The organism is Pedococcus sp. 5OH_020, assembly GCF_027812955.1.
Taxonomy (GTDB): domain Bacteria; phylum Actinomycetota; class Actinomycetes; order Actinomycetales; family Dermatophilaceae; genus Pedococcus.
This window is the reverse complement of sequence record NZ_JAPYZV010000001.1, coordinates 535,746-557,896: the sequence shown is the minus strand read 5'-3', so window position 1 is coordinate 557,896 and position 22,151 is coordinate 535,746. Positions and strand designations below refer to the sequence as shown.

The window sequence follows — 22,151 nt, the reverse complement described above, 5'->3', positions numbered from 1 at the left end:
CGCCAGATGAGACGCCGTCGGTCGTGTCCGCTGGTCAGGAGACCTTCTGGACGTCCTCCGACTCCTCGGTCGACACCTCGAGGTGGATGACCCCGTAGGACCACCCCCGGCGGCGGTAGACGACGCTCGGCTTGTCGGTGTCCTCGTCGTGGTACAGGTAGAAGTCGTGGCCGACCAGCTCCATCTCACGGACGGCCTGGTCGAGGGCCATGGGTGTGGTGGCGTGCACCTTCTCGCGGATCTCCACGGGAGAGTTCCCCTGCGTGCCGAACGGGTCGCCATCGCCCTCTCCGTCGTGCACGTGGTCCTGCTGGGGCACACCGTCGAGGGAGTCGATGCGGGCCGTGGCCCGGGCCACGGACTCGGGCGCATGGCGGCCCCGATGCACCCGCTTGCGGTCCTGCGCCCGCCTGAGCCGCTCCATCAGCTTGTCCATCGCCACGTCGAGCGCTGCGTACTTGTCGTCGAGACATGCCTCGGCCCGCACGGTTGGGCCCTTCACATGACAGGTGATCTCGACCCGTTCGCAGGCCTTGGCCTGCCGCTTGTTGGGCTCGTGGCTCACGACGACATCGACGCGCTGCACGCGCGGAGCAAGCTGCGGGATCTTCGCCAGCTTCTCGTCGAGGCGGTCACGAAATCGGTCAGATACCTGGGTGTGGCGTCCGGTGACGACAATCTCCACGGTGGTCCCTCCATGGTTACGGCGAATGTGAGAGTCGGGCGCGGCGCAGCCCGGATCAACCGCGGCACCACCCCCGCCGGAGCGGTTGGACCCTCTTCGCTCCCTGCCGCCGAGCGCCAGACGGACCGCGTCCGGGGCGCCCTGATTTCGTGGTCTCCACGAGGGCCAGGGGGGCCATACCCAGACGGTAGACCACACCAGACGATTGCGACAGGCGGGCTGGCGCAACGTTTACGAGCAGGCTGGCGAGTCTTGACCCTCGGTCTCGCCGCGAGCCGGATGACGCCGCTGGGTCGCACAGATCGTCGCTGCGAGCACGCCGGTCGCACCGGCCTGCAGCAATGCACGAGCGGCCTCGACGAGGGTCGCCCCGGTGGTGAGGACGTCGTCGACGACGACGCACAGCCGACCGCGCACCGTCTCCGCGCAGCGGCGCCGGACCTCCATCGAGTGCTCGAGGTTCGCCTTGCGTTCGGCTGCCCCCAGCCCCGCCTGGTCGGCCACCCGGCGGCGTGGGCGCAGCACGTCGGCGCACACCAGCTCCGTCGGGGCGAAGCCCTTAGCCGCTTGGCGAGCCAGCGAGGTCAGCGGCGCGTCACCCCTGCGTCGGCGCGCCGCCGCCGACGACGGAACGGGGACCAGCAGCAGCGGCCGGTGACCATCCGCCATCAGGCGGCAGGCATGAGGACTGCGGGCCAGGGCGGCGTCGAGGGCCTCGCCCAGCCGGTCTGCCAGCAGCCCGGCGCAGTCCCGGCGGTCCTCGTCCTTGTAGGCAGTGAGCAACCGGGCCAGGGGGCCTTCGTACCGGCCCGCCGCGTACACCGCGGGAAGGCCGGCCGGGCGCGGGTCGGGGCTCACGAGGGCCGGCCCGTCTGACCAGAGGCACCCGGCGACCGTACGGTGACAGGACCCACACACGGGCGCACCAGGGACCCCGCAGGCCGCGCAGGCACCCGGCAGAACCAGCTCAACGAGCGCGGTCAAGGCGGGGCTGCTGAACGTCATCAGGCTCATGTTGCCGGCTCGGCATGTTGACTGCGATAACGAGCCAGGAACGGGTGGACACGACTACTCTGGGCCTTGGCCTGTGGAGCAACCGCTGGGCGCCGGGGTAAGAGACGGGAGGCGAGTATGCGGTGGCTGCCTCGCCCTGCCCTCTCCACTCGTCTTCGGCTGGGCTTCGCAGTCGTCGTGGCGATGTTCGCGGCGCTCGAAGGGGAGCTCATCACGGGGCTGCCCTGGATCCTCCTGGTGGTCACCCTCGACCTGTCCGCCTCGGCCGTCGAGTACGTCGGGCATGACAACCGGGCCGTCCAACGTCGCCAGCTGCTAGCCGTCCTGGCCGCCAACTGTCTCGTGGCCGGAGTGGCCATGGGGTATTCCGGCTCCTCCTCCAAGGGTCTGCTGCTCATCCCCGCCTTCCATGCAGGCTTGCGCTTCGCGCGTCGTGGCGCACTGCTGGCCTTCGCCGTCGGGCTCGGCACTGCGGTGCCGGTGGCGTGGTGGCTCGGACGCCTCAGCGAGGGAGAGCGCCAGCGGATCCTCGTCGGAGCGCTGCTGGCCCTGGTCATGGGGCTGCTGGGCGCCTGGTCCCACCGGATGGAGGGTGAGCCCTCGTCCACGGACCCCAACAACGCGGCCGAGGCAGGCGCCCTGCTGCGCCGGCTGCACGAGCTCGCGGACACTCTCGACACGGGCTTCGACGCTCCGGCGTCGGCCGAGATGGCGCTGCAGGACCTCGCAGGAGAGATGCGTTCCGCGCGCAGCGCCGTGCTCGTCGGGTTCGGGTCCGACCCGGCGGTCCCCCTCGCGATCCGGGGCGCGGACCGGACACCGTGGCCGGATCCCATGGAGCAGGGCTCCGTCCTGGCAACGACGTGGTCCGAGGGCGTGCCCACCTTGGCCGAGTGGACCGACGACCTCGTCGCCCGTTCCGTGATCGTCGTACCCCTGAAGGACAACAGAGGTGACCGGTTCGGGCTGCTCGTGGCGGACCGGCCGCTCGTCACTCCCTTCAGCGCCCAGAACCTTGCAGCGGCCACGGAGGTGGCTGCCCGCCACGCCGCCAACCTCGACCTCTCGGTGCTGTTCGCGGGACTGCGCGAGCGGGCCGGACTGGAGGAGCGGGAGCGCCTGGCCCGCGAGATGCACGACGGCATCGCGCAGGAGATGGTCGCCCTGGGGTTCGGCATCGACTCACTGCGCCGCACGGCCCGCAACCAGGGCTCCCCCTTGGCCGAGGACCTCGACGCACTGCGGACCGAGATGTCGAGAGTGCTGGCGGACCTTCGGCTCCACATCGCGGACCTGCGCATCGCCGTCCGTCCCGACACAGGGCTCGGAGCCCTGATCGGGGCCCGGCTGCAGCACTTCGGCTCCACGTCGGGGGTGACCACCCGCATCGACCTGAGCGAGACGGGCTTCCGCCTGCCCGCCCACACCGAGGTGCTGATCTACCGCCTCTTCCTCCAGGTGCTGGCCGACGCCCGCCACTCCTTCAACGCCGCCACCGTCGAGGTGAAGCTCAACGTCGCCGCGCCTCGCGTGGAGATGTGGGTGGCCCACGACGGCACCAGCGCCTTGGGTCCCCGTGACTTCAGCAGCCACCCGCTCACGACGCTGGGTGGTGAGATCTCCGTCGAGCCGTACGCCGGCCAGGGGGTCGCGCTTCGCATGCGCCTGCGCGCCCGCGGAGCCGCCCCCTCCGCCACGCTCTCCAACGAAAGGATCCCGCAACCGTCATGACTATCAACGTCGTGGTGATCGACGACCACACCCTGGTCCGCGAAGCCGTATGCCGGATGATCGACAGCGAGCCGGACCTGGCGGTGGTCGGTCAGGCAGGCGGGATCGCCGAGGGGAAGGCCGTCCTCGCGCAGACCCTCATCCACGTCCTCGTCGTGGACGTCTCCATGCCGGACGGCTCCGGGCTGGTGCTCGCCCGCGCCGCCAGGGAGGCGTCCCCGCGTCTGGGGATCGTCGTGCTGACCATGCACAACGACGACGAGACCCTCCTGGAGGCACTCGACCTGGGTGCGTCCGCCCTGGTGCTCAAGTCCGCCCCGTCTGACGAGGTGATCGCGGCGGTGCGTCGTGCCGCCGTCGCCCCCGACGCCTTCATGGCGACGGGGTTGGCGGAGGCCCTGCGCCGCAGGGACTCCAGCGACAAGCCGAAGCTGACGCCGCGGGAGGCGGAGGTGCTCGACAGGCTGGTCGCCGGCGACTCCATCGCGGCGGTCGCCAAGCGTCTGTACATGAGCGAGTCCACCGTGAAGACGCACGTGTCGAAGGTGTACGAGAAGCTCGGGGCCCACAACCGCGCCTCCGCGGTGATGGCGGCGTTGCGGCTGGGACTCGTCAAGGCCGGGTCGGTCGGTCAGGCCCGATAGCACGGGTGGGCCTTGCCGGGCCGAGGTGCACCCGGCAGGCAAGGCAAGGTCCGCGAGAGGCGCTGGGTGATGCAAGACCGCCGCAGGCCCCCTTGCCGTGCGGGCCGACCCTTAGTGGAGCCCGCTGAAGGTGTCGATCATCCGGATGGCACCCGGGCCGATGATGACGATGAACAACGCCGGGAAGATGCACAGCAGCATCGGGAAGAGGATCTTGACCGGCACCTTCTGAGCCTTCTCCTCTGCACGCTGACGCCGTACGAGCCGCATCTGGTTCGACTGCTCACGGAGGACGTTTCCGATGGGCAGACCGAGCCGGTCGGCCTGGACGAGGGCGCTCACGAAGTTCTTGGCCTCCGGGACGGTCGTGCGCTCGGACAGCGAGGCGAAGGCCTGACCACGGCTCTTGCCGATCTGGATCTCTGAGAGGATGCGGGCGAACTCGCCGGCGATGGGGCCGGTCACGCTTCGCGCAACCTGGAGGAGCGCAGCGTCGAAGCCCTGTCCCGCCTCGACGCAGACCGTCAGCATGTCGAGAGCGTCGGCCAGCCCGAGGCGCAGCTCCTCCTGGCGCTTCATGCCGAGGTTCATCAGGAGGAGGTCCGGGAGGAAGAACCCGACGACCGCCCCCACGACTGCGAAGAGCAGTCCTCTGAGCCCGATACCACCGAAGAGCAGTCCTACGGCCGCCACCATGAGCAGCAGGCCGCCCTTGGCCCCCATGATCCGCTCCGCGGTCCAGTTCCCCGGGTTCCCGGCGAGGTCCAGCCGCCGCGTCATCCGCTCCGAGGATCCGCTGGGCGAGAGCCGGTAGGCCAGTCCTCTGGTCCTCGCCATGAGCGGGACGAACAGCCGCTCCATGGCGGGTAGGTCAGCGCGGCCCACCTCGCGAGTGTCCACCTGCCGTTCGATCAGGGCCAGCGAGCGGGCCACGCCAGTGGCCTCACCGGCGCCCCACGCGACGGCGATGACGAGCGTCACCAACGCCAGTGAGATCGCAATGAGCGAGAAGATCAACATGCCTCAGCCACCTCAGACCTTGACGTCCACGACTTTGCGCATCCAGGCCATGCCCAGGCCCAGGGAGATGATGCCGCCGGCGAGCATCGCCAGACCAAGGGGACGCGTCCACAGCAGCTGCACGTAGTCGTGGTTCGTCTTCATGGTGTAGAAGAAGATGCCGATGGGGAGCGCGATCAGGATGTAGGCCGATAGGCGGCCCTCCGCTGACAGAGCACGAACGTGCCGGGCCAGCTCCTCGCGTTCGCGAAGAGTCTTGGCAGTCGTGCGCAACGTCTCGGCCAGGTTGCCGCCGACCTCGCGCTGGATTCGGATCGCCATACCCGTCCACTTCATGTTGTCGCTCTGCATCCGGCCGGACATGTGGTCCAGGGCGTCGCCCACATCGGCTCCGATCCGCGTCTCGGCGAGCGCACGGCTGAACTCCTTGGCGGCTGGGTCGGCGGCGTCCTTGGCGACCGCGTCGAGGGCCTGGAGCAATGAGAAGCCGGTGCTGAGGCTGCTCGCCACGAGGGTGAGCACGTCCGGCAGCTGCGACTCGAACTTCTTGGCCCTGCGCTTGGCGAGGAACCGCAGCACGACGGCCGGCAGGAGCCAGCCCACGATCGTCCCGAGCACCAGGGCGAAGATCGTCTTGACGACTCCGCCGCTGAACAGGACCACGCCGCCGGTGACGCCGAGGACCAGAGCGACCAGGCGCAGTACCCACCACTCACCAGCGCGCAGCGGCAGGTCCGCTCGCTCGATCAGCGCCATGGTCTTCCCGGTCGACTCACGCCCTTCCATGATCCGCTCTCCGACGTCGATCAGGCTGCTGCTGATCGAGCTCGCCGTGACTGCCGCGGTGTCCGTCGACATGGTGACGCCAGGTGTCACGTAGCGCTCGATCGAGCTGACGCGCTGGCTCCTCGCAGACCGGAAGCTGGGAGCCGCGAGAGCAGCGACAAGCAGCAGCAGACCGAGGGCGACTGCGCCCATCGCGACCAGAACCACAGGGTTCAGCCCCTTGGGCGCTGCGAGTGGGTCGGAGGCCGCCGGCTCATCGGAGGCGACGTTCGCCGGAGTGCTCGACGATGGAGTGGGGACGGGGGCAGCGGAGGCGCCCAGGTCAACGGTGGCCCGAGCGGTGAACGGCGCCCCGCCCGCCGTGCCGGTCACGACGACAGTCTGAACGCCGACCTTGGACCCATCCGTGGTGATGGTGAACGAGGACTGCGCGTCGAGCGTCTTCGCGGCGTCCTCGAACGCTGCCTTGACCGCGGCCTCGTTACCCGCCGCCGCGACGCTGCCGCCGCCCGCCTTGGCGAAGCCCTGCAGCACGGCGTTGTCGCTGTCCGCGGTATTGAAGCCGACGACCTCTGCGCGCACGGAGTAGCGCGTCAGCGAGGCAGTAGCGCTGGCCCGGGTCGCCGTGGCGCTGCGGGTGTCTCCCCCATCGCTCAGCAGCACGACGCTTCGGTCCTGATAACCCGCCATGGCGGGACCAGCCAGCGCCACGGCGTCGTAGAGCGTCGTCTCGCCGCGCGCCACCAAGCCGTTGACGGCAGCCTGGATCTTGGAGCGGTTCGCTGTCGGTGCGACGTCCACGCCTGCGGTTCCGGCGAAGGAGATCAGGCCGACCGCCACGTCCTTCGGTGCATCTGCCAGGAATGCCTTGACCGACTGGCGGACCGTAGCCATCCCCTGGGCACCCATGGAGCCACTGGTGTCCACGACAAGCATGGTGGCGCGCTTGGTGCGGTTGACGGAGGACACCGTGATCGGGGACGCCACGGCACCCACCGAGCTGCGCACCGTGTCCGCACTCACCTCGACCGGTGACCCGCCCTCCCGCACGGTGAGGACACCGGTGACGCTTCCCTTGGTGGCACGGACAGCGCTCAGCGTCGCCTCGACGGGCGGCTGGGAAGCGCCGGCGGTCACAGGAGTGAGCAGGACGCCCGTGAGAGCGCCGAGCACGCATAGCAGGACGGCGAGGACCGCAGGAGCCCGACCGAGGCGTGGATCACGAAGCTTCCGGCTCATCACATTCCTCGGATGAACATGTCCGGCGGCAGGACGATGCCCTGGTCCACCAGCTCCTGGGAGAACTTGGGGCGCAGCCCGGTGCTGACCAGCGAGCCGCGGAACCTCCCCTGCTCGTCCCGCCCCGCGCCGAAGTCGAAGGTGAACAGGTCCTGCATGGTGATGACGTCGCTCTCCATGCCTGCCACCTCGCTGATGGCGGTGATCCGGCGGGAACCGTCCTTCAGACGCGCCTGCTGGATGACCAGGTCCACCGCCCCCGACACCTGCTCCCGGATGGCCCGCACCGGTAGGTCGACGCCGGCCATGAGGACCAGGGTCTCGAGGCGGGACAGGCTGTCGCGAGGGCTGTTGGCGTGCACGGTGGTGATGGAGCCGTCGTGACCGGTGTTCATGGCCTGGAGCATGTCGAGCGCCGCGCCGTCGCGGATCTCGCCGACGACGATGCGGTCGGGGCGCATTCGCAGGGAGTTCTTGACCAGCTCCCGGATCGGGATTGCGCCCTTGCCCTCGATGTTCGACGGACGCGACTCCAGTCGCAGAACGTGGTCCTGCTTCAGCTGGAGCTCCGCGGCGTCCTCGATGGTCACGATCCGCTCGTCGTCGGGGATGAAGCTCGAGATGACGTTGAGGAGAGTCGTCTTTCCCGAGCCGGTGCCACCCGAGATCACGATGTTCCTGCGACCCTTGACGCAGGCGATGAGGAAGTCGCGAACACGGGGGCTGAAGGTACCGAAGGCGATCAGGTCCCGGTCGGTGAAGGGGTCGGTCGAGAACTTGCGGATGGTGAGCATCGCACCGTCGAGCGCGATGGGCGGGATGACGGCGTTGACTCGGGAACCGTCGGGCAGCCGTGCGTCCACGAGTGGGCTGGACTCGTCGACGCGACGTCCGACTCGTCCCACGATCTTGTCGATCGTGCGCCGCAGGTGCGCTTCTGAGGAGAACCGCGTCTCGACCGGGTAGAGCTTGCCCGCACGCTCGACATAGATCATGTCGGCGCCGTTGACCATGATCTCGCTGATCTCGCTGTCACGGAGCAGGGGCTCCAGCGGACCGTGGCCGAGAATCTCGTCCGAGATCTCCTGCGCGATGCGAGTGCGGTCGGAATGAGAGAGTGGCGTCTCCTCGGAGTCGATGACCTCCTGCAGGGTGTGCCGGACCCGCGTCTCCAGCTCCGTCTGGTCCAGATGCGGGTCGTACAGCTGGGGGCCCAACGAGTCGAGCAGCGCCTGGTGGACGCTCGCCTTGACCGTCGCGAACGGGTCGACGATCCGTTGCCGCTCCTGGGGGGCACTGGGGCTCCGCTGCTGCTGGGGGGCGGCGGCCGCCTGCTGCTGTCGGCGGACACTGTCCAGCCGGTCGGCGAGACTCATCGCTTACCTCCTCGGGCAAGGCTCCACCGTTCCCGCTTGGCCGGCTGCGCCTGCTCAGTGCCCCGAGGAGCCCCCGAGTTGGCTTGAACCTTCACGAAGCGGTCCGCGAGCTCGCGCAACGCTCCGCTCACCGGATGTTTCGGCTCGTCAAGGACGATCGGGACGCCGCGGTTGATCGATGCCGGGACCGCCGGGCTGCTGGGAACCATGACGGCGATGTCCTGGCGGATGGCGGCCACGACGTCCTCGGACCGCAGGCCTACCTTCGCGTCCGACCGGTTCAGGACGACCACCCGGCTCTCCCGGGGGTTGCCCAGGAGGTCGAGCGTGTCCAGGCTGAGCCGGAGGTTCTTCACCGCGGGGATGTCAAGCGTCGCGATGAGGATGAGGAGGTCGCTGACATCGAAGGCGGCCAGGACGTGCTCCGTGAAGGCCGGAGGGGTGTCGACCACCACGTAGTCGTAGTGACGTCGCGCCACGCGAAGGGCCTCGCCCACCAGGGCGCCGGGGATCCGGTCTGCGTCACTTGGCTCCGATGGCGCCGCGGCGACGTCGAGCCCGCTCTCGTGCTTGGTGACGATCGAGGACAGACCTTGCGCGTCGACGTGCCCGCCCATGGCGATCAGGTCCGACATCGAGTTCTGCGGGAGCAGCTGGAGGCTGATGGCGACGTCGCCGAAGGCCAGGTCGAGGTCCATGAGGAGCACCTTGGAGCCTTGAGAGGCCAGGTAGGCACCGAGGTTGGTGGAGAAGGTGGTCTTGCCCACGCCTCCCTTGGCGGAGAAGACCGTCACGATACGCCCCTCTGCTGTCCCTCCCTCGGTCACGTGACCGGCGACCTTTGCCGACAGCTCCAGGCTCCGGCGGACTCCCTCGGCCAACCCGGTCAGGTCGTCGGCCGTCAGGACCTCGCGGATGCCGGCTCGAAGGGCTTGGCCGAGCACTGCCACATCCACGCGGCGACGCAGGAGGATGACGCCCAGCTCGGGCCGCTCCACTCGCGCAAGCTCGGAGAGGTCGCAGGCGGACTGCATGTCGATGTCCGGCCCGATCACCATCAGCGGGTCTGCCGACTCCTGCAGGCTCCGCGCGGCGGCGGCGAGGTTCTCCACCGGGCTGATGTCACCGCCCAGAGCGAAGGCGTACCGGTCACCCGACGTGGGGTCGTTGTCCCAGAGAAGCGTCACTTGCCCACCGCCGAGAGGTCGAAGAGGTTCAGGTCGGTCACCAGGGGCGTGCCGGCCATCTTGAGGTCGGAGCTGCGGAGGACGGCGTAAAGGCTGCCGGTGGCAATCGCATGGACAAGCCGTGCAGACTCCGTCGGTGTCACGGCCACGGTGACGAGGAAGCTCGGAGCCGACTGCGGCGCGGGAACCTCCTTGGAGCCTGCCGGCGCCTGCTGGCCGCCCGGGTTGAGGGCGCTGCTGCCCATGCCGATGACGAGGACGTCGTCAAGCAGCAGGCTGGTGCCCTTGATGTCGCCGTCGTTGAGCTCCTTCGCCTGCTTGGAGTCGCCGAGGGCCTTGATCTTGTAGGAGTCGAAGATCGCAATGTGGGTACCCGGCGTCACGAAGCTGCCGACACGCGCGGGGTCGCTGAGCTGGACCGCAACGGCTACCTTGCCCTGCGGCACCTCGATCGCCTTGGTCCCCTGCGGGGTCGAGCCGAAGCGCGAGGCGAGCACGTACTCGCCCGGCGCGATGTCGGTCACGGCCACCAAGGAGCTGTTCTCCGCGTTGACCTCGGAGAGCACTCCGGCCGGCGCACCCTTGGCGGGGACCGCTGTCTTGACGAGCTGCCCCGTACGAACAGCGTCCTTCAGCATCGTGCTGGCCGCGATGGGCTTCGTGCTGACGTACACCGTCGTCGGCTGGTTGGCCGAGACCGCTCGGGCGTCGGCGCCCCGGGCGTACAGCAGCACCGACACGACGCCGACGAGGGCGATGACGGCTGCGGCGAAGATGGCGAGAACTCTGCGTCCCATGGTTTCTTTTCCTTGTCGTATTGCGTGGGTCAGCCGGCTGCAACCACGGCGATGGCACCGAAGTAGCCGCCGCCGCTTGGCGGCCCGGTGATGTTTCCGCTCTGGAGCTCGCCCGAGACGAACCACCCGGAGATGCACGAGTCCCCACCTGAGCACGGAAAAGTGTTGCTGACCAGGCTCTTCACCTTGTTGGTGGCCGATCCCGTGACATTGACCGCGTAGCCGCTCAGGTAGAACAGCGCCACGCCCTGGCGGTGGAAGTAGGCGTTGTTCCCGTTGGCCTCGGTGCAGTTCCCCCCCGGTGGCGGGATGGCGGAGGTCGTAGGTAGAGATAGCGCCGTGCAGTCGAAGACCGGAAAGGCGACGACCTTGCCCACGTAGGCGCTCAGGTCACACGCGGTGTTCTGCCCCGTGCTCGTGTGCACCCAGTTGAAGCTGAACTCCTTCGTCAGGCAGCTGCTGCTGGACACGGTCTCGAGCATGCCGAAGCCTCCCGGCAACGCATGGCCCGACCACGACGGGCACGACGTAGGCGTGATATGGCTGCCACCGGACGAAGTCGACTGGAGCATGAGGATGACCTCGCCTCCGGGGTTCTGTGCCGGCGGAGTCGCGGCCGCGGCGGGCCAGGCCGGCTGGCCTGCGCCCCCGTAGCCCTTCGGCGAGGCAGCGGTGTAGACGGGGCTGGCGTAGTAGGCACCCCCACCGCCCCCGGCATTGCCGCCGGTGGCGTGCATCCAGTCGCAGCCCGAGACGGTGAGCGGCAGGGAGCCACCGCCTGACCCGGGCGAGCCCCATCCTGCCCGCGCACAGGCCTTCACGGACTCGCCGGTGTTGCCGCCGACCACCATGCGCGAGATCTGGTTGGGCAGGATCGTCGGGTTGGCCCCAGCCTCTTTCGTCATGGTGTGGACCTCGACGTAGGGGACACCGTTCGTGACCCAGTCGGTGGGGACCGGGCTGCAGTCGGTGATCGCACTGCTCGGCGCGGGACACGCCGCCAGGCCTAAGCTCGAGGAGCTCGCGCACAGCCCGACGAGACCGCCCGAAGGGTTGGGGTACGCGGGGTCCAGGCCACCGAGGCTGTCCTTGTTGTTGTTCACGTTGTTGAGCCGCGTCAGCGTGCTGTTGGTCACCGTGCCGGTACTGGCAGCGCACGCGGCAGCACTGGAGGCGCAGGCCCGGGCCAGCGCTACGGCGCCCGAGTCCGCGCCATTCTGCAGCTGCCGCCGTTCGAACATGATCGAGCCGACGTCGATCGACAGGGCGACGAAGCCGAAGAGCACACCGCCCCCGAAAAGGACGGCGACGATCGTGGCTACGGCACCCCGCTCGCGTGACAGGCTCGCCGGGGTGAGTCGAGCGAGACGGGTCATGACACGGAATCCCTGCATGTCAGCTCGTCCTAGCTTGTGGGGGTGCACTGCACGGTGGCAGTGGACGCGATGGTGGGGGCGGCAATGGTGCCGCCGAACAGACTGGGTACGACGTTGAGCACCAACCAGCTGAACCCGGGGGCGGTCACGGTGACGCTGGTCGTGGTGGTGGTCTCCGTGCCGTAGAGCGCGCAGGCCGTGGGTGTGGACGTCGTCGGCGTCGACGTGGTGACGAATGGGTTGACCCCTGAGGCCGACTGCACGCCACGGGTCTGCACCTGTGAAGCGGTATAGGTCTGGAAGCCCGCCATCCTGGCGGCGTCCCTCGCGGCGTTCGTCACGATGATCTCGCCCAGGTACATGCGCCCGAGGTCGATGATCCCGCCGAGGACCAGGAGCAGGACGGGCAGCACCAGGGCCATCTCGACGGCTGCGGCTCCGCGCTCGCGCATCGTCCTTCGGGGGGCGGTCATCGTCTCAGAGGGCACTGTCTCAGAGGGCACTTGAGGGCACTTGGAACAAGCGGATGACGTTCTGGCCGAAGACCGTCACCGACGCGATGATCACGAGCGCGATGAAGGCGACCATGATGCAGTACTCGACCGCAGTGGCGCCGCGGTCGTCCCGGGATGCCCCGGGACGACCGCGACCGCCGCGCACCGAGCATGCGCTGAGGATGGCGATGCCAACGCCCCGAAGAGCCCAGTTCTTCGACTTCTCGAGACTTCTCACGACAACGCTTCCTCTCTGCCCGGCGGGGCGACCCGTCGGTGCGGTTACTGCGGTTGTGGCTGACTCAGACGCTTCCGGCGATGCTGTTGAACAGGCTGCTGAGGTTGGTACCCAGGAGGGTCACCGCAGCGATGATGACGATCGCGATGAGCGCGACCATCAGTCCGTACTCAACCGCCGTAGCACCGTCCTCGTCGGACCAGCGCACTCGTGCCATGACCTTCGACATGAGCTCTTCCTTTCGTCTCGCGTGGACTGTCCTGAGCCGGGACCGGCTCAGACGCTGCCGGCGATCCGGTTGAACAGGCTGCTGAGGTTGGTGCCGAGGAGCGTGACCGCGGCGATGATGACGATCGCGATCAGTGCGACCATGAGGCCGTACTCGACAGCGGTGGCGCCCTCCTCCTGAGCGAGGCGGGACTGGAACTTGGCGACGTACTTGATCATTGCGATGGATCCTTTCAAGACCGACAGGACAACCGTTTTGGCTGCGACCCATAGCCTTCCAAGCGCGGCACGCCACCAAATCCCCCGTCAAGCCACACCGGTGTAGGACTTTCGAACCCGCGGATATCAGGTGAACGGCCGATGTGCACGACCGGTCTCCTGGCGTCACACTCGCCGCCGGCTCCGCGGAGCGAGGGCCTCAGCGGCCGGCAACGAGCAGGTCAGTGCCCTCGCCGACGCGGCGCCAGAGGTTCCCGGCCCTGACGAGGACCTGCTGCCCGTCGGTGGTGACGACCAGCCCCCGTTCCGCGTTGATGGTCGAGATCGACTGTGCCCCAACGACTCCCGGCCCCGCCGTGATCTCGCCGCCCAGCGGAACGAACCACGGCCGGATGACCTGCGAGGTGGTCTTGCGGCCGAGCACGGCGAGCGTCGCATCGTCCACCCAGACCGCGTCCCGCATCAAGGACAGGGACGGGGCCAGCGTCAACCGTCCGGACAGCGCCGTCGGGACACCGTTGGCCTGGCGAACCACCCCGGCGACGTCGAGCCGGGGGTCCGTCCCGGCCCGGCTGGTCGTCATGACGGCGACCCGCTGACCTTCCGGCGCGAGCCGGACGCTGACCACTGTCCGACCCGCGAGCCAGGGCGCTGCCACGGGCTGGGGCTTGGCCCTGGTCGGGTCGGCCGGGTCCGCAGCCGCATTGACCACCCAGAGCCTCGCCGCACCGCCACCGGCGTCCTGACCGCCCACCCACACCATCCCCTGGGTGTCGTACGTCGGCCTCGTGAGCTGCGAGCCGAGGGTCACGACCTGGACCTGCTTGGCGCCACGCCAGCGCGCGAGCTCGGCACGGTCACCGCTGACCGCGGCAACCTCCCTGCCATCGGCGGACAACGCCGGGTAGGCCCACCCCGTGGCTAGCTCGGGGAGGTCGGACGACGGCTCCGTGGGGGTGCGCTCGCCGGGGTCACCGAGGTCGCCGACCCGCTCCGGTGCGACGGGGACCAGTCTCGTGCCCAGCCGTAGGAGCGGTTTGACGACAGCCACGTCAGGCGTCCCGAAGCCGAGCGCTGCCAGGGAGTCCAGCGACCTGTCAGCCCCGGGCACCTCCAGCTCGGCACCCTCGAGCTGGAGCGCCACGCGGTCGACTCCTGGCGCTTGGCCCACCGTCGCGAAGAACTGTGCGCCCAGGTTCTGCCTAGAGCCGGGATCGCTGCTCAGGCGGGCTGCCTTGAGGTCCACCGTGGCCAGGCCCGAGTCGATGGTGACGGCGTCGACCGCCAGCCTCGCGCCCGCCGGGATGTCCGTGCGCACCGCGCCGCGCAGGTAGTCGGGCACCCCGGCGAGGAGTGCGCGGGCCAGGCGGGTGGCGACCCCGGTGCCCAGCGGGAACCACCGTACGTCGGGCACCAGCCGGCGCTCGACGGCGGAGACGAAGTAGATCCGGAACGGGTCGTACAGCCGGTTGAAGTCCGACTCGCTCAGCCACGTGCCGAACCCGTCGGGCACCCTGCTGATCCGCCACTCGCCGCCGGCTCGCTCGAGGCCGAAGGTGGCCTTCTGCGCGGGAGACCCGCCGACCTCCTGGTAGCGGCCGCTCCCGTCGACCGTGGCGGTCGCCCTGGCAATGGCCTCGACCGTGCCCTCGCCGGACTGCCGGACGTTGAGGACCGAGTCGTCACGGAACACCACGACGCTGGAGTCGGGTCGCCAGGTCGCCTTGGGTGCCAGGTACGAGCGAGCCACCTGGTACTGGTCGTCGCTGGCTGCCGCCGCCCGGATGAACCCTGCCACCACCTGGCTGGGTGACGAGCCCGGCGCCACGGGGTTGGCCTCCACCCGTACCTCGTTCTCCTGCACGGATCCCACGTCCAGCCCCGGCTGGATCGGGGCGGAGGTCGCCAGGCCGCCGCAACCGGCCAGCGTGGACGCGGCGAGCAGAGACGCCACAGCGGCGTACCGGGCCCTCATCGGACCCTCATCGGGCTCTCATCGGGCGGTGCCACGAGCAGCGGGCGTGGCCCGCGAAGGGTCACCGGGGGCCGGAGGCAGCGTGGTCTCACGCCGGTCCGGAGACCCAGGCTGCGCGGCGGGCACGTCGGCAGGGCGGAGCGGGAGCGGCGACTCGACGATCGGCGTTCCCGCGCGCCGCGGAAGAGTCAGCCGGAAGACCGACCCCTCCCCCGGCTCGCCCCACGCCTGCAGCCACCCCTGGTGCAGCCGCGCGTCCTCCAGCGAGATGGCCAGACCCAGGCCCGTGCCGCCGGTCGTCCGGGCCCGGGCAGGGTCGGCGCGCCAGAAGCGGTTGAACACCAGGGCCGCCTCCCCCGGGCGCAGCCCGACGCCGTGGTCGCGGACGGTCACGGCGACGGCGGTCTCGTTCCCGGCTACCGCGATCTCGACGGGCCGGCCCTCGCCGTGCTCCAGGGCGTTCACGACCAGGTTGCGCAGGATCCGCTCCACCCTGCGAGCGTCCATCTCGGCGGTGCAGGACCCACGGGCGGTCATGGTGACGGTGCTGCCCCAGCGGTCGGCGATCGGCTGCGCCGCATGCACCGCGCGCGCCACGGTGTCGCGTACGTCCGTGAGATCCGCGTCGAGCGCGGCGGCGCCGGCGTCGAACCTGCTGATCTCCAGGAGGTCGCCGAGCAGCTCCTCGAACCGGTCGAGCTCGGCGTGCAGCAGCTCGGCCGACCGGGACACTGTGGGGTCGAACTGGTTGCGGGAGTCGTGGATGAGGTCGGCTGCCATGCGGATCGTCGTCAACGGGGTCCGGAGCTCGTGGGAGACGTCCGAGACGAACCGCTGCTGCACGCGGGACAGGCCTTCCAGCTGACGGATCTGGGTCTGCAGGCTGTCCGCCATCTCGTTGAACGACTTCGCTAGCCGCGCGAGGTCGTCCTCCCCCCTCGCACGCATCCGTTCATGGAGTCGACCTGAGGACAGGCGCTCCGAGACCACCGCGGCCCGGCGGACGGGAATCACGACCTGACGGGCCACGACCCAGGCGATCGCGCCCACGAGGAAGACGAGCGCCAGTCCACCGAGGGTGAACGTCCGGGTGATGAGGTCGAGAGTGGCCTGCTCCCGCTGCATGGGGAACACCGCGTACAGGTCGTACTTGCCGGCCACCGGGAGCTCGACCTGGGAACCCACCAGCACGGCGGGGACCGTGCGGTCGCTCCGCGCGTCCGGTATGCCGATGAGGGTCACCTGCTGGTGGCGCTGGTCCGCCGAGACGGCCTGGCGCATCTGGCTGGGGATGCTCGTGAGGCCGACGCTGCCGCTGAGCACCGTCTGGACCACCGTGGGTGAGGTGTTGGCGAGGCTTCGCACGAGCAGCAGGTAGCGCTCGTTGTCACCACCTGCGGCAGCGGCGCCCTTGATCACGTCGCGAGCGAGCAGGTTGAGCTGCGGCTCGTTGCTCGTGCGGTCGCTCTCGTCGAACCGGCCCTGCACCTCTGTCGTGAGCCGTGACGCCTCCACCTGGGCGGACGCCATACGGTCCTGTTCCAGGCCGTTGGAGATCGACTGGAACAGGTAGGAGCCGAGCATCAGCACGACGGCGAGGCCGAGGAGCATGGTCGTGCTCACGACGCGGAACTGCAGCGACGAACGCCACGCGTGCACCAGGCCGCGCAGGGAGGCCGACGATACGGCACGTGCGCGGCTGAGGAGGCGGCGACCACCGCGCGCCAGCTCCCGGCGGTCGGGGAGCCGGGGATGCGGAGTCCGCTGAGTGGCGGGGCGGGCGGACACCGGCGAACCGGACATCGCTAGCTCGGGCCAGCCTTGTAGCCGACGCCGCGGACGGTGACCACGATCTCGGGTCGCTCGGGGTCGTGCTCGATCTTGGACCGGAGCCGCTGCACGTGGACGTTCACCAGGCGAGTGTCGCCGGCATGCCGGTAGCCCCAGACCTGCTCGAGCAGCACCTCGCGGGTGAACACCTGCCACGGTTTCCGGGCGAGGGCGACCAGCAGGTCGAACTCCAGCGGGGTGAGGGACAGCGGCTCGCCCTCGCGCTTGACCGAGTGACCCGCCACGTCGATGACGAGGTCCCCGATCTCGAGCCGCTCCGGCTCCGGCTCGTCCCCGCGCCGAAGGCGGGCGCGGATCCGAGCGATGAGCTCCTGCGGCTTGAAGGGCTTGACCACGTAGTCGTCGGCGCCGGACTCCAGCCCTACGACGACGTCCACGGTGTCGGTCCGCGCCGTGAGCATGACGATCGGGACCCCGGACTCCGCCCGGATGCGACGGCACACCTCCATGCCGTCCAGCCCGGGAAGCATCACGTCGAGCAGGACGAGGTCGGGCCGGGAGTCCCGGAAGGCCGCCACGGCGTTGCTGCCGTCCGCCACGTGCGACACGTCGAGGCCCTCGTTGCGCAGGACGATGCCGAGCATCTCCGCCAGCGCGAGATCGTCGTCGACGATGAGCACGCGACCCTTCACCTGCGTCAACCCACTTTCGGCAATGAGCAAAGCCTCCGGCTCGCATCATCACATATGACGAGGCACGGTTGTCTCACCTGCCCCGGGTCACCGTGGGGTGTCTCTGGTGAAGACCTCCCATTGCCCCATCACGCCAGTTGAGCGCCAGCCTGGCTGTCCGACCATCAGACGGTGCGCCGGCCGACTCCTGTCCACCAGGACGACATCGACGTGGTCGAGGGCGCGGCGGCCGGAGGGCAGGCCGAGCAGGAAGTCCAGGTACGTCGCCTGGTCGGCCGGGTGGAAGGCGTCGATAGGGTCACTGAGCCACACCGTGATGCCGTCCGCGGCGAGCTGCTCCACCGCCGGCTCGGAGGCCAGAACCACGCCCTGCCCCACCACCTGCGCCTCGACGGCCCGGGAGACGTCCGCCGGGACGAAGCCCGCAACGAGAGGCTTCGCGGCGATGATGGACGCCGACAGAGCCACGGCCACCAGCCCCGTCACGGCCCAGTGCCGCAGGGCGGGGCGCGCCGTGACGTCAGGATGTCGCAGCCCCGGCGTCGCGTCCGTACGCGGCTGTTGCCCCTCGTCAGAGCGAGCACCGCTTGGGGCCAGACGCAGGTCGGGTGATGCTGCCAGCAGGAACGAGGCGAAGGCCAGCCAGACTCCGTTGCGTGCAGCGAGGACGGTCGCCAGCGACAAGGAACCGACCGCGGCATACTCCCAAGCGGCCCGTCGGCGGCGTAGCACCAGCACCAGCAGAACCACTCCCGCGGCCACCATCACCGCATCCAGCGGACGCGTGAGGTCCGGTGCCGCCCACAGCTCCGACCCACGCTGGGCCGCCTGGTTGGAGAGGACGCCCAGATAGTAGTGAAGGGTGCGCGGCCCGGCGGGAGTCAGGAACAGGGCCCCGATGGTGGCGGCTCCCAGCGCGACGGACTCCGCAGGCCGTCGAGGCAGGCGCTCCACCACGAGGTAGCACCCGGTGACGGCCACACCGACGAGCACCGCCCCGTGCAGGTTCGACCACAGCGCAACGATGGCCGGAACCCACCAGGCTCGTCGGCTGGGCCGGCGAGCCTCCCCGGTGATCACCGCCATCAGCACGGCGAAGGGCAGCACGGAGAGCATCTGCAGGCGGATGACCACGAGTGCCGGGAGCGACATGAGCGCTGTAAGGAGGATGACGCGGGCCATCTTCCCGTCGGAGGCACCCCGGCGGAGGGCCGTGGCGCCCAAGAGCAGGAGCGCTCCACCGCCGAGCACCAGCTGAAGATAGGCCAGCCCGCGGTCGCCAGGGGCCGTGGCAAGCGCGAAGACGAGTTCTGCGAGGACAGGGACGTTGTGCCACCCCGTGGAGTCCGCCGTCGCGAAGGGGATGCCCTCAGGGATGCTGCCGGTCCGCAGGATATGCCGGCCGAGCGCGACCACCCAGAAGGCGTCCGCCCCGAGGGTGGCCTGCCACGCCATGAAGGCCACGACGAGCAGGATCGCGATCGGGGACTTCCACAGGTGACCCACCGCCCCGGTCCTGCGACGCGGTGCGGCGCTGGCCACGGTGTCCGTCGAGGGGCCCGCGGTCACGGCATGAGGGGGTGCAGGTCGAGCACGAGCAGGTACCTCACGAAGAGCCACTGGCACACCAGCCCCACCACCGCGGCCAGGACCACCAGGGCCATCTGGCCACGCGTCGGACGACCGGACCGCGGGATCCCGACCGCCAGCAGTCCCAACGTCGGCGCCAGGAGGGCGTACCTCAGAACGCCGGCGGTGATGGGTGTCACAGCCATGACGTACAGCGGGTAGGCGACCGACCACACCCGCAGCTCGAAACCCCATGCTGCACTTCGCGAGGAGACAGCGCTGATGACCAGGACCGCCATCACGCTCAGCACGAGGACGATGCCCGGGAGACCGAGTGAGGCCCAGCTCGTCGCGAACCAGTCGGCGCCAAGTCCGGAAACGACGTCGGCACCCCGGTTGAACCGCGCCGTGTCACCCATCAGCGAGGAGGCGAGCGTGGGCCAGGCCAGGGCCCCGGCCGCGGAGTAGGCAGCCAGAGCTGCGGCCCCCAGGCGTTGGCTGCCCGAGACCGAGGACCAGCCGTGCGTCCGAACCCGGTGCACCAGGGCTGCGACGACCACGACAGCCAGGACCGGTGTGATCAGGCGGGTGAACGACAGTAGGCCGGTCGGCAGCAGGGCAAGCCAGTAGGCGCGACGCCTCACGAGGTGGAACGCGGCGAGAAGGAAGAGGAACGCCAGGGACTCGCTGTAGGCCGCCTGGAACAACGGGGCACTCATGAAGCAGCACGAGAGGATGACGCCGCTGGTGGCCACCCATCGGCCTCCGGTCTCCTCCAGCAGTCGGTGGAGCAGCACCATGGCAGCGGCACCGGCCGTGAGGTTCAGCAGTGTGGACGCCACCGCGAACGAGAGCCCGCCGGCGTGCATGAGTCCACCCACCACCAGGGGGTAGACCGGCGGGAACGCCCACGCCCAGACCGTGGCGTGGGAAGGCACCTCACCCGGACCGACGTGGTGGTACCCCTCGGTGGCGATGAGCTGGTACCACTGGCCGTCCCAGTTCCTCGTGACCGCAAGGTACCCCGGATCCGCTGGAGTCCCCTCGTAGACGAAGAGACCGGGGATCGTGCTGGGTCCCAGAGCGATCTGGTGCCGGGAGCTGACCAGCACGAGCACCGCCGCCACGACCCTGGTGACCAGGAAGACGGCGACAGGCACCGCGAGCGCGTACCGCCACCCGAGGACCGCGACCGCTGCGGTACGAGGTCGGCTTGGCGTCGCGTCGGCGCTCAGGACGGCCAAGGTGAGCTCCTCCGGGCGTTCGTTCGGACCCGACGAGTATGCCGGGGCCCGCGAGCCCGGGAGCGCGCAGTCGTTCTTTCTCGTACGTTCGGCCCATCCGATCCCGGCCGTCCGACGCGGGAGCCCCCGCACGACGGAGCCGCGCAGGCCGTAGGCCGCCCACACCAGGTGGGCGGCCTACGAGTATTGCGCGGGAAGGGCCGCGGAGCACGGGCCCGCCAGGCTGCGTCAGTAGCGGTAGTGCTCGGGCTTGTACGGGCCGACGACGTCCACGCCGAGGTACTCGGCCTGGCCCTTACTGAGCTCGGTGAGCCGGACACCAAGGGCGTCGAGGTGCAGGCGAGCCACCTTCTCGTCCAGGTGCTTGGGCAGGACGTAGACCTCGTTCTTGTACTCGCCGGGCTTGGTCCACAGCTCGATCTGGGCGATGGTCTGGTTCGAGAACGAGTTCGACATGACGAAGCTCGGGTGACCGGTGGCGTTGCCGAGGTTCATGAGGCGGCCCTCGGAGAGGACGATGATCGAGCTGCCGCTCGCGAACGTCCACTCGTGGACCTGGGTCTTGATCTCGGTCTTGGTGATGCCGGGCACCTTGGCGAGACCCGCCATGTCGATCTCGTTGTCGAAGTGGCCGATGTTGGCCACGATCGCCTTGTTCTTCATCTGCTGCATGTGCTCGGCGGTGATGACGTCGTAGCAGCCGGTCGTGGTGACGAAGATGTCGGCACTGTCGACGACGTCCTCGATCCGCGCGACCTGGAAGCCCTCCATCGCTGCCTGCAGGGCGCAGATCGGGTCGACCTCGGTGACGATGACCCGCGCACCCTGGCCGGCCAGGGACTGGGCGCAGCCCTTACCGACGTCGCCGTAGCCGCAGACGACCGCGACCTTCCCACCGATGAGCACGTCGGTGGCCCGGTTGAGGCCGTCGATGAGCGAGTGACGGCAGCCGTACTTGTTGTCGAACTTCGACTTGGTGACCGAGTCGTTGACGTTGATCGCAGGGAAGAGCAGGTCGCCGGACCTGGCCAGCTCGTAGAGCCGGTGCACCCCTGTGGTGGTCTCCTCGGTCACGCCCTTGACCTGCTCCGCGACCTTGGTCCACTTCTGCGGCTCGGCGGCCACCGTCTTACGGACCAGCTCCTTGAAGACGCCGAACTCCTCGGAGTCGTCCTCGGTGGTGGCCGGCACCTGCCCGGCAAGCTCCCACTCGCGGCCCTTGTGGACCAGCATCGTGGCGTCGCCACCGTCGTCGAGGATCATGTTCGGACCTTCCTCACCCGGCCAGGTGAGGATCTGCTCGGTGCAGTCCCAGTACTCCGGCAGGGTCTCGCCCTTCCAGGCGAAGACCGGGACGCCGGCCGGAGCCTGCGGCGTGCCGGTGCCGACGACGACCGCTGCGGCGGCCTCGTCCTGGGTGGAGTAGATGTTGCAGGAGGCCCAGCGGACCTCTGCCCCGAGCGCCACGAGCGTCTCGATGAGGACCGCCGTCTGGACGGTCATGTGCAGGGATCCTGCGATCCTGGCGCCCTTGAGCGGCTGGGCCGCCCCGAACTCCTCGCGCAGGCTCATCAGCCCGGGCATCTCGTGCTCGGCCAGGCGGATCTGGTGACGGCCTGCCTCGGCGAGGCCCAGGTCGGCAACCTTGTAGTCAAAGGACATGCGAAATCTCTTCCGTTGAGTGTGTGGTCTGCAGACCCGGCGCAGCCCATCTGGGCGTTCACGAGAGCGGGGTATCACCCGCGCCGGCGGTGCTGCCAGTCTAGCCGAGGTCGCCCTGCTCCCCCAGTGCGGCGGGTGGCGGGAGGCGTGCGGAGACGGCTGTCGCGCACCGGGGCGACCGAGG

Annotated in this window: 20 protein-coding genes; 2 read left to right on the top strand and 18 right to left on the bottom strand. The window is 69.4% G+C overall.

Annotated features, from left to right (window positions below):
* Nucleotides 1–34: 34 nt before the first annotated feature.
* Nucleotides 35–685, bottom strand: a complete 651-nt coding sequence (gene hpf, locus PHA84_RS02430; RefSeq protein ID WP_270886496.1) for a ribosome hibernation-promoting factor, HPF/YfiA family — start codon at nucleotides 683–685, stop codon at nucleotides 35–37.
* 231 nt (nucleotides 686–916) lie between these two features.
* On the bottom strand, nucleotides 917–1,543 hold the full coding sequence (locus PHA84_RS02425; RefSeq protein WP_270886495.1) for a ComF family protein: 627 nt from the start codon (nucleotides 1,541–1,543) through the stop codon (nucleotides 917–919).
* A 273-nt stretch (nucleotides 1,544–1,816) separates the two neighbouring features.
* Here PHA84_RS02425 and PHA84_RS02420 point away from each other — a divergent pair, with 273 nt between their 5' ends.
* Together PHA84_RS02420 and PHA84_RS02415 are read left to right on the top strand one after the other, a co-directional pair.
* Nucleotides 1,817–3,430, top strand: a complete 1,614-nt coding sequence (locus PHA84_RS02420) for a sensor histidine kinase (protein ID WP_270886494.1) — start codon at nucleotides 1,817–1,819, stop codon at nucleotides 3,428–3,430.
* The gene (locus tag PHA84_RS02415; protein WP_270886493.1) at nucleotides 3,427–4,074 is read left to right on the top strand and encodes a response regulator transcription factor; all 648 of its coding nucleotides are present in this window, start codon (nucleotides 3,427–3,429) and stop codon (nucleotides 4,072–4,074) included. Before PHA84_RS02420 ends, PHA84_RS02415 begins: the two co-directional genes overlap by 4 nt.
* A 111-nt stretch (nucleotides 4,075–4,185) precedes the next feature.
* Here PHA84_RS02415 and PHA84_RS02410 read toward each other — a convergent pair whose 3' ends face one another.
* The 16 genes from PHA84_RS02410 to ahcY all read right to left on the bottom strand — a co-directional run bounded on the left by PHA84_RS02410 (nucleotide 4,186) and on the right by ahcY (nucleotide 21,967).
* Nucleotides 4,186–5,094, bottom strand: coding sequence for a type II secretion system F family protein (locus PHA84_RS02410; RefSeq protein WP_270886492.1), 909 nt, complete (start codon nucleotides 5,092–5,094; stop codon nucleotides 4,186–4,188).
* Nucleotides 5,095–5,106: 12 nt separating this feature from the next.
* Nucleotides 5,107–7,119, bottom strand: a complete 2,013-nt coding sequence (locus PHA84_RS02405; RefSeq protein WP_270886491.1) for a type II secretion system F family protein — start codon at nucleotides 7,117–7,119, stop codon at nucleotides 5,107–5,109.
* Nucleotides 7,119–8,495 carry a CpaF family protein gene (locus PHA84_RS02400; protein WP_270886490.1) on the bottom strand — a complete coding sequence of 459 codons (1,377 nt, stop codon included), beginning with the start codon at nucleotides 8,493–8,495 and terminating at the stop codon, nucleotides 7,119–7,121. Before PHA84_RS02400 ends, PHA84_RS02405 begins: the two co-directional genes overlap by 1 nt.
* A complete protein-coding gene (locus tag PHA84_RS02395; protein WP_270886489.1) occupies nucleotides 8,492–9,682 on the bottom strand; it encodes an AAA family ATPase in 1,191 nt (396 codons plus the stop codon). Before PHA84_RS02395 ends, PHA84_RS02400 begins: the two co-directional genes overlap by 4 nt.
* Nucleotides 9,679–10,479, bottom strand: a complete 801-nt coding sequence (gene cpaB / locus PHA84_RS02390) for a Flp pilus assembly protein CpaB (RefSeq protein ID WP_270886488.1) — start codon at nucleotides 10,477–10,479, stop codon at nucleotides 9,679–9,681. Before cpaB ends, PHA84_RS02395 begins: the two co-directional genes overlap by 4 nt.
* A 29-nt stretch (nucleotides 10,480–10,508) precedes the next feature.
* On the bottom strand, nucleotides 10,509–11,855 hold the full coding sequence (locus PHA84_RS02385; RefSeq protein WP_270886487.1) for a TadE/TadG family type IV pilus assembly protein: 1,347 nt from the start codon (nucleotides 11,853–11,855) through the stop codon (nucleotides 10,509–10,511).
* Between the two features lie 29 nt (nucleotides 11,856–11,884).
* The gene (locus PHA84_RS02380) at nucleotides 11,885–12,328 is read right to left on the bottom strand and encodes a TadE/TadG family type IV pilus assembly protein (protein ID WP_270886486.1); all 444 of its coding nucleotides are present in this window, start codon (nucleotides 12,326–12,328) and stop codon (nucleotides 11,885–11,887) included.
* 19 nt (nucleotides 12,329–12,347) lie between these two features.
* On the bottom strand, nucleotides 12,348–12,587 hold the full coding sequence (locus PHA84_RS02375) for a Flp family type IVb pilin (RefSeq protein ID WP_270886485.1): 240 nt from the start codon (nucleotides 12,585–12,587) through the stop codon (nucleotides 12,348–12,350).
* A 64-nt stretch (nucleotides 12,588–12,651) separates the two neighbouring features.
* Complete coding sequence (locus PHA84_RS02370; protein WP_270886484.1) at nucleotides 12,652–12,816, bottom strand: Flp family type IVb pilin; 165 nt, start codon at nucleotides 12,814–12,816, stop codon at nucleotides 12,652–12,654.
* A gap of 47 nt (nucleotides 12,817–12,863) precedes the next feature.
* Nucleotides 12,864–13,034 carry a Flp family type IVb pilin gene (locus PHA84_RS02365; RefSeq protein ID WP_270886483.1) on the bottom strand — a complete coding sequence of 57 codons (171 nt, stop codon included), beginning with the start codon at nucleotides 13,032–13,034 and terminating at the stop codon, nucleotides 12,864–12,866.
* A 199-nt stretch (nucleotides 13,035–13,233) separates the two neighbouring features.
* Nucleotides 13,234–15,009: an LpqB family beta-propeller domain-containing protein gene (locus PHA84_RS02360; protein ID WP_270886482.1), complete on the bottom strand. Its 1,776-nt coding sequence runs from the start codon at nucleotides 15,007–15,009 to the stop codon at nucleotides 13,234–13,236.
* Nucleotides 15,010–15,027: 18 nt separating this feature from the next.
* A complete protein-coding gene (gene mtrB, locus PHA84_RS02355) occupies nucleotides 15,028–16,797 on the bottom strand; it encodes an MtrAB system histidine kinase MtrB (RefSeq protein ID WP_270886481.1) in 1,770 nt (589 codons plus the stop codon).
* Nucleotides 16,798–16,814: 17 nt separating this feature from the next.
* Entirely contained in the window at nucleotides 16,815–17,492 is a 678-nt protein-coding gene (gene mtrA, locus PHA84_RS02350) for an MtrAB system response regulator MtrA (RefSeq protein WP_270886480.1), read from the bottom strand.
* Between the two features lie 87 nt (nucleotides 17,493–17,579).
* A complete protein-coding gene (locus tag PHA84_RS02345) occupies nucleotides 17,580–19,061 on the bottom strand; it encodes a hypothetical protein (RefSeq protein ID WP_270886479.1) in 1,482 nt (493 codons plus the stop codon).
* Nucleotides 19,058–20,305 carry a hypothetical protein gene (locus PHA84_RS02340; RefSeq protein WP_270886478.1) on the bottom strand — a complete coding sequence of 416 codons (1,248 nt, stop codon included), beginning with the start codon at nucleotides 20,303–20,305 and terminating at the stop codon, nucleotides 19,058–19,060. Before PHA84_RS02340 ends, PHA84_RS02345 begins: the two co-directional genes overlap by 4 nt.
* A 228-nt stretch (nucleotides 20,306–20,533) precedes the next feature.
* Nucleotides 20,534–21,967 (bottom strand): adenosylhomocysteinase, encoded by a 1,434-nt coding sequence (ahcY, locus tag PHA84_RS02335; protein WP_270886477.1) that lies wholly within the window; start codon nucleotides 21,965–21,967, stop codon nucleotides 20,534–20,536.
* Nucleotides 21,968–22,151 lie beyond the last annotated feature (184 nt).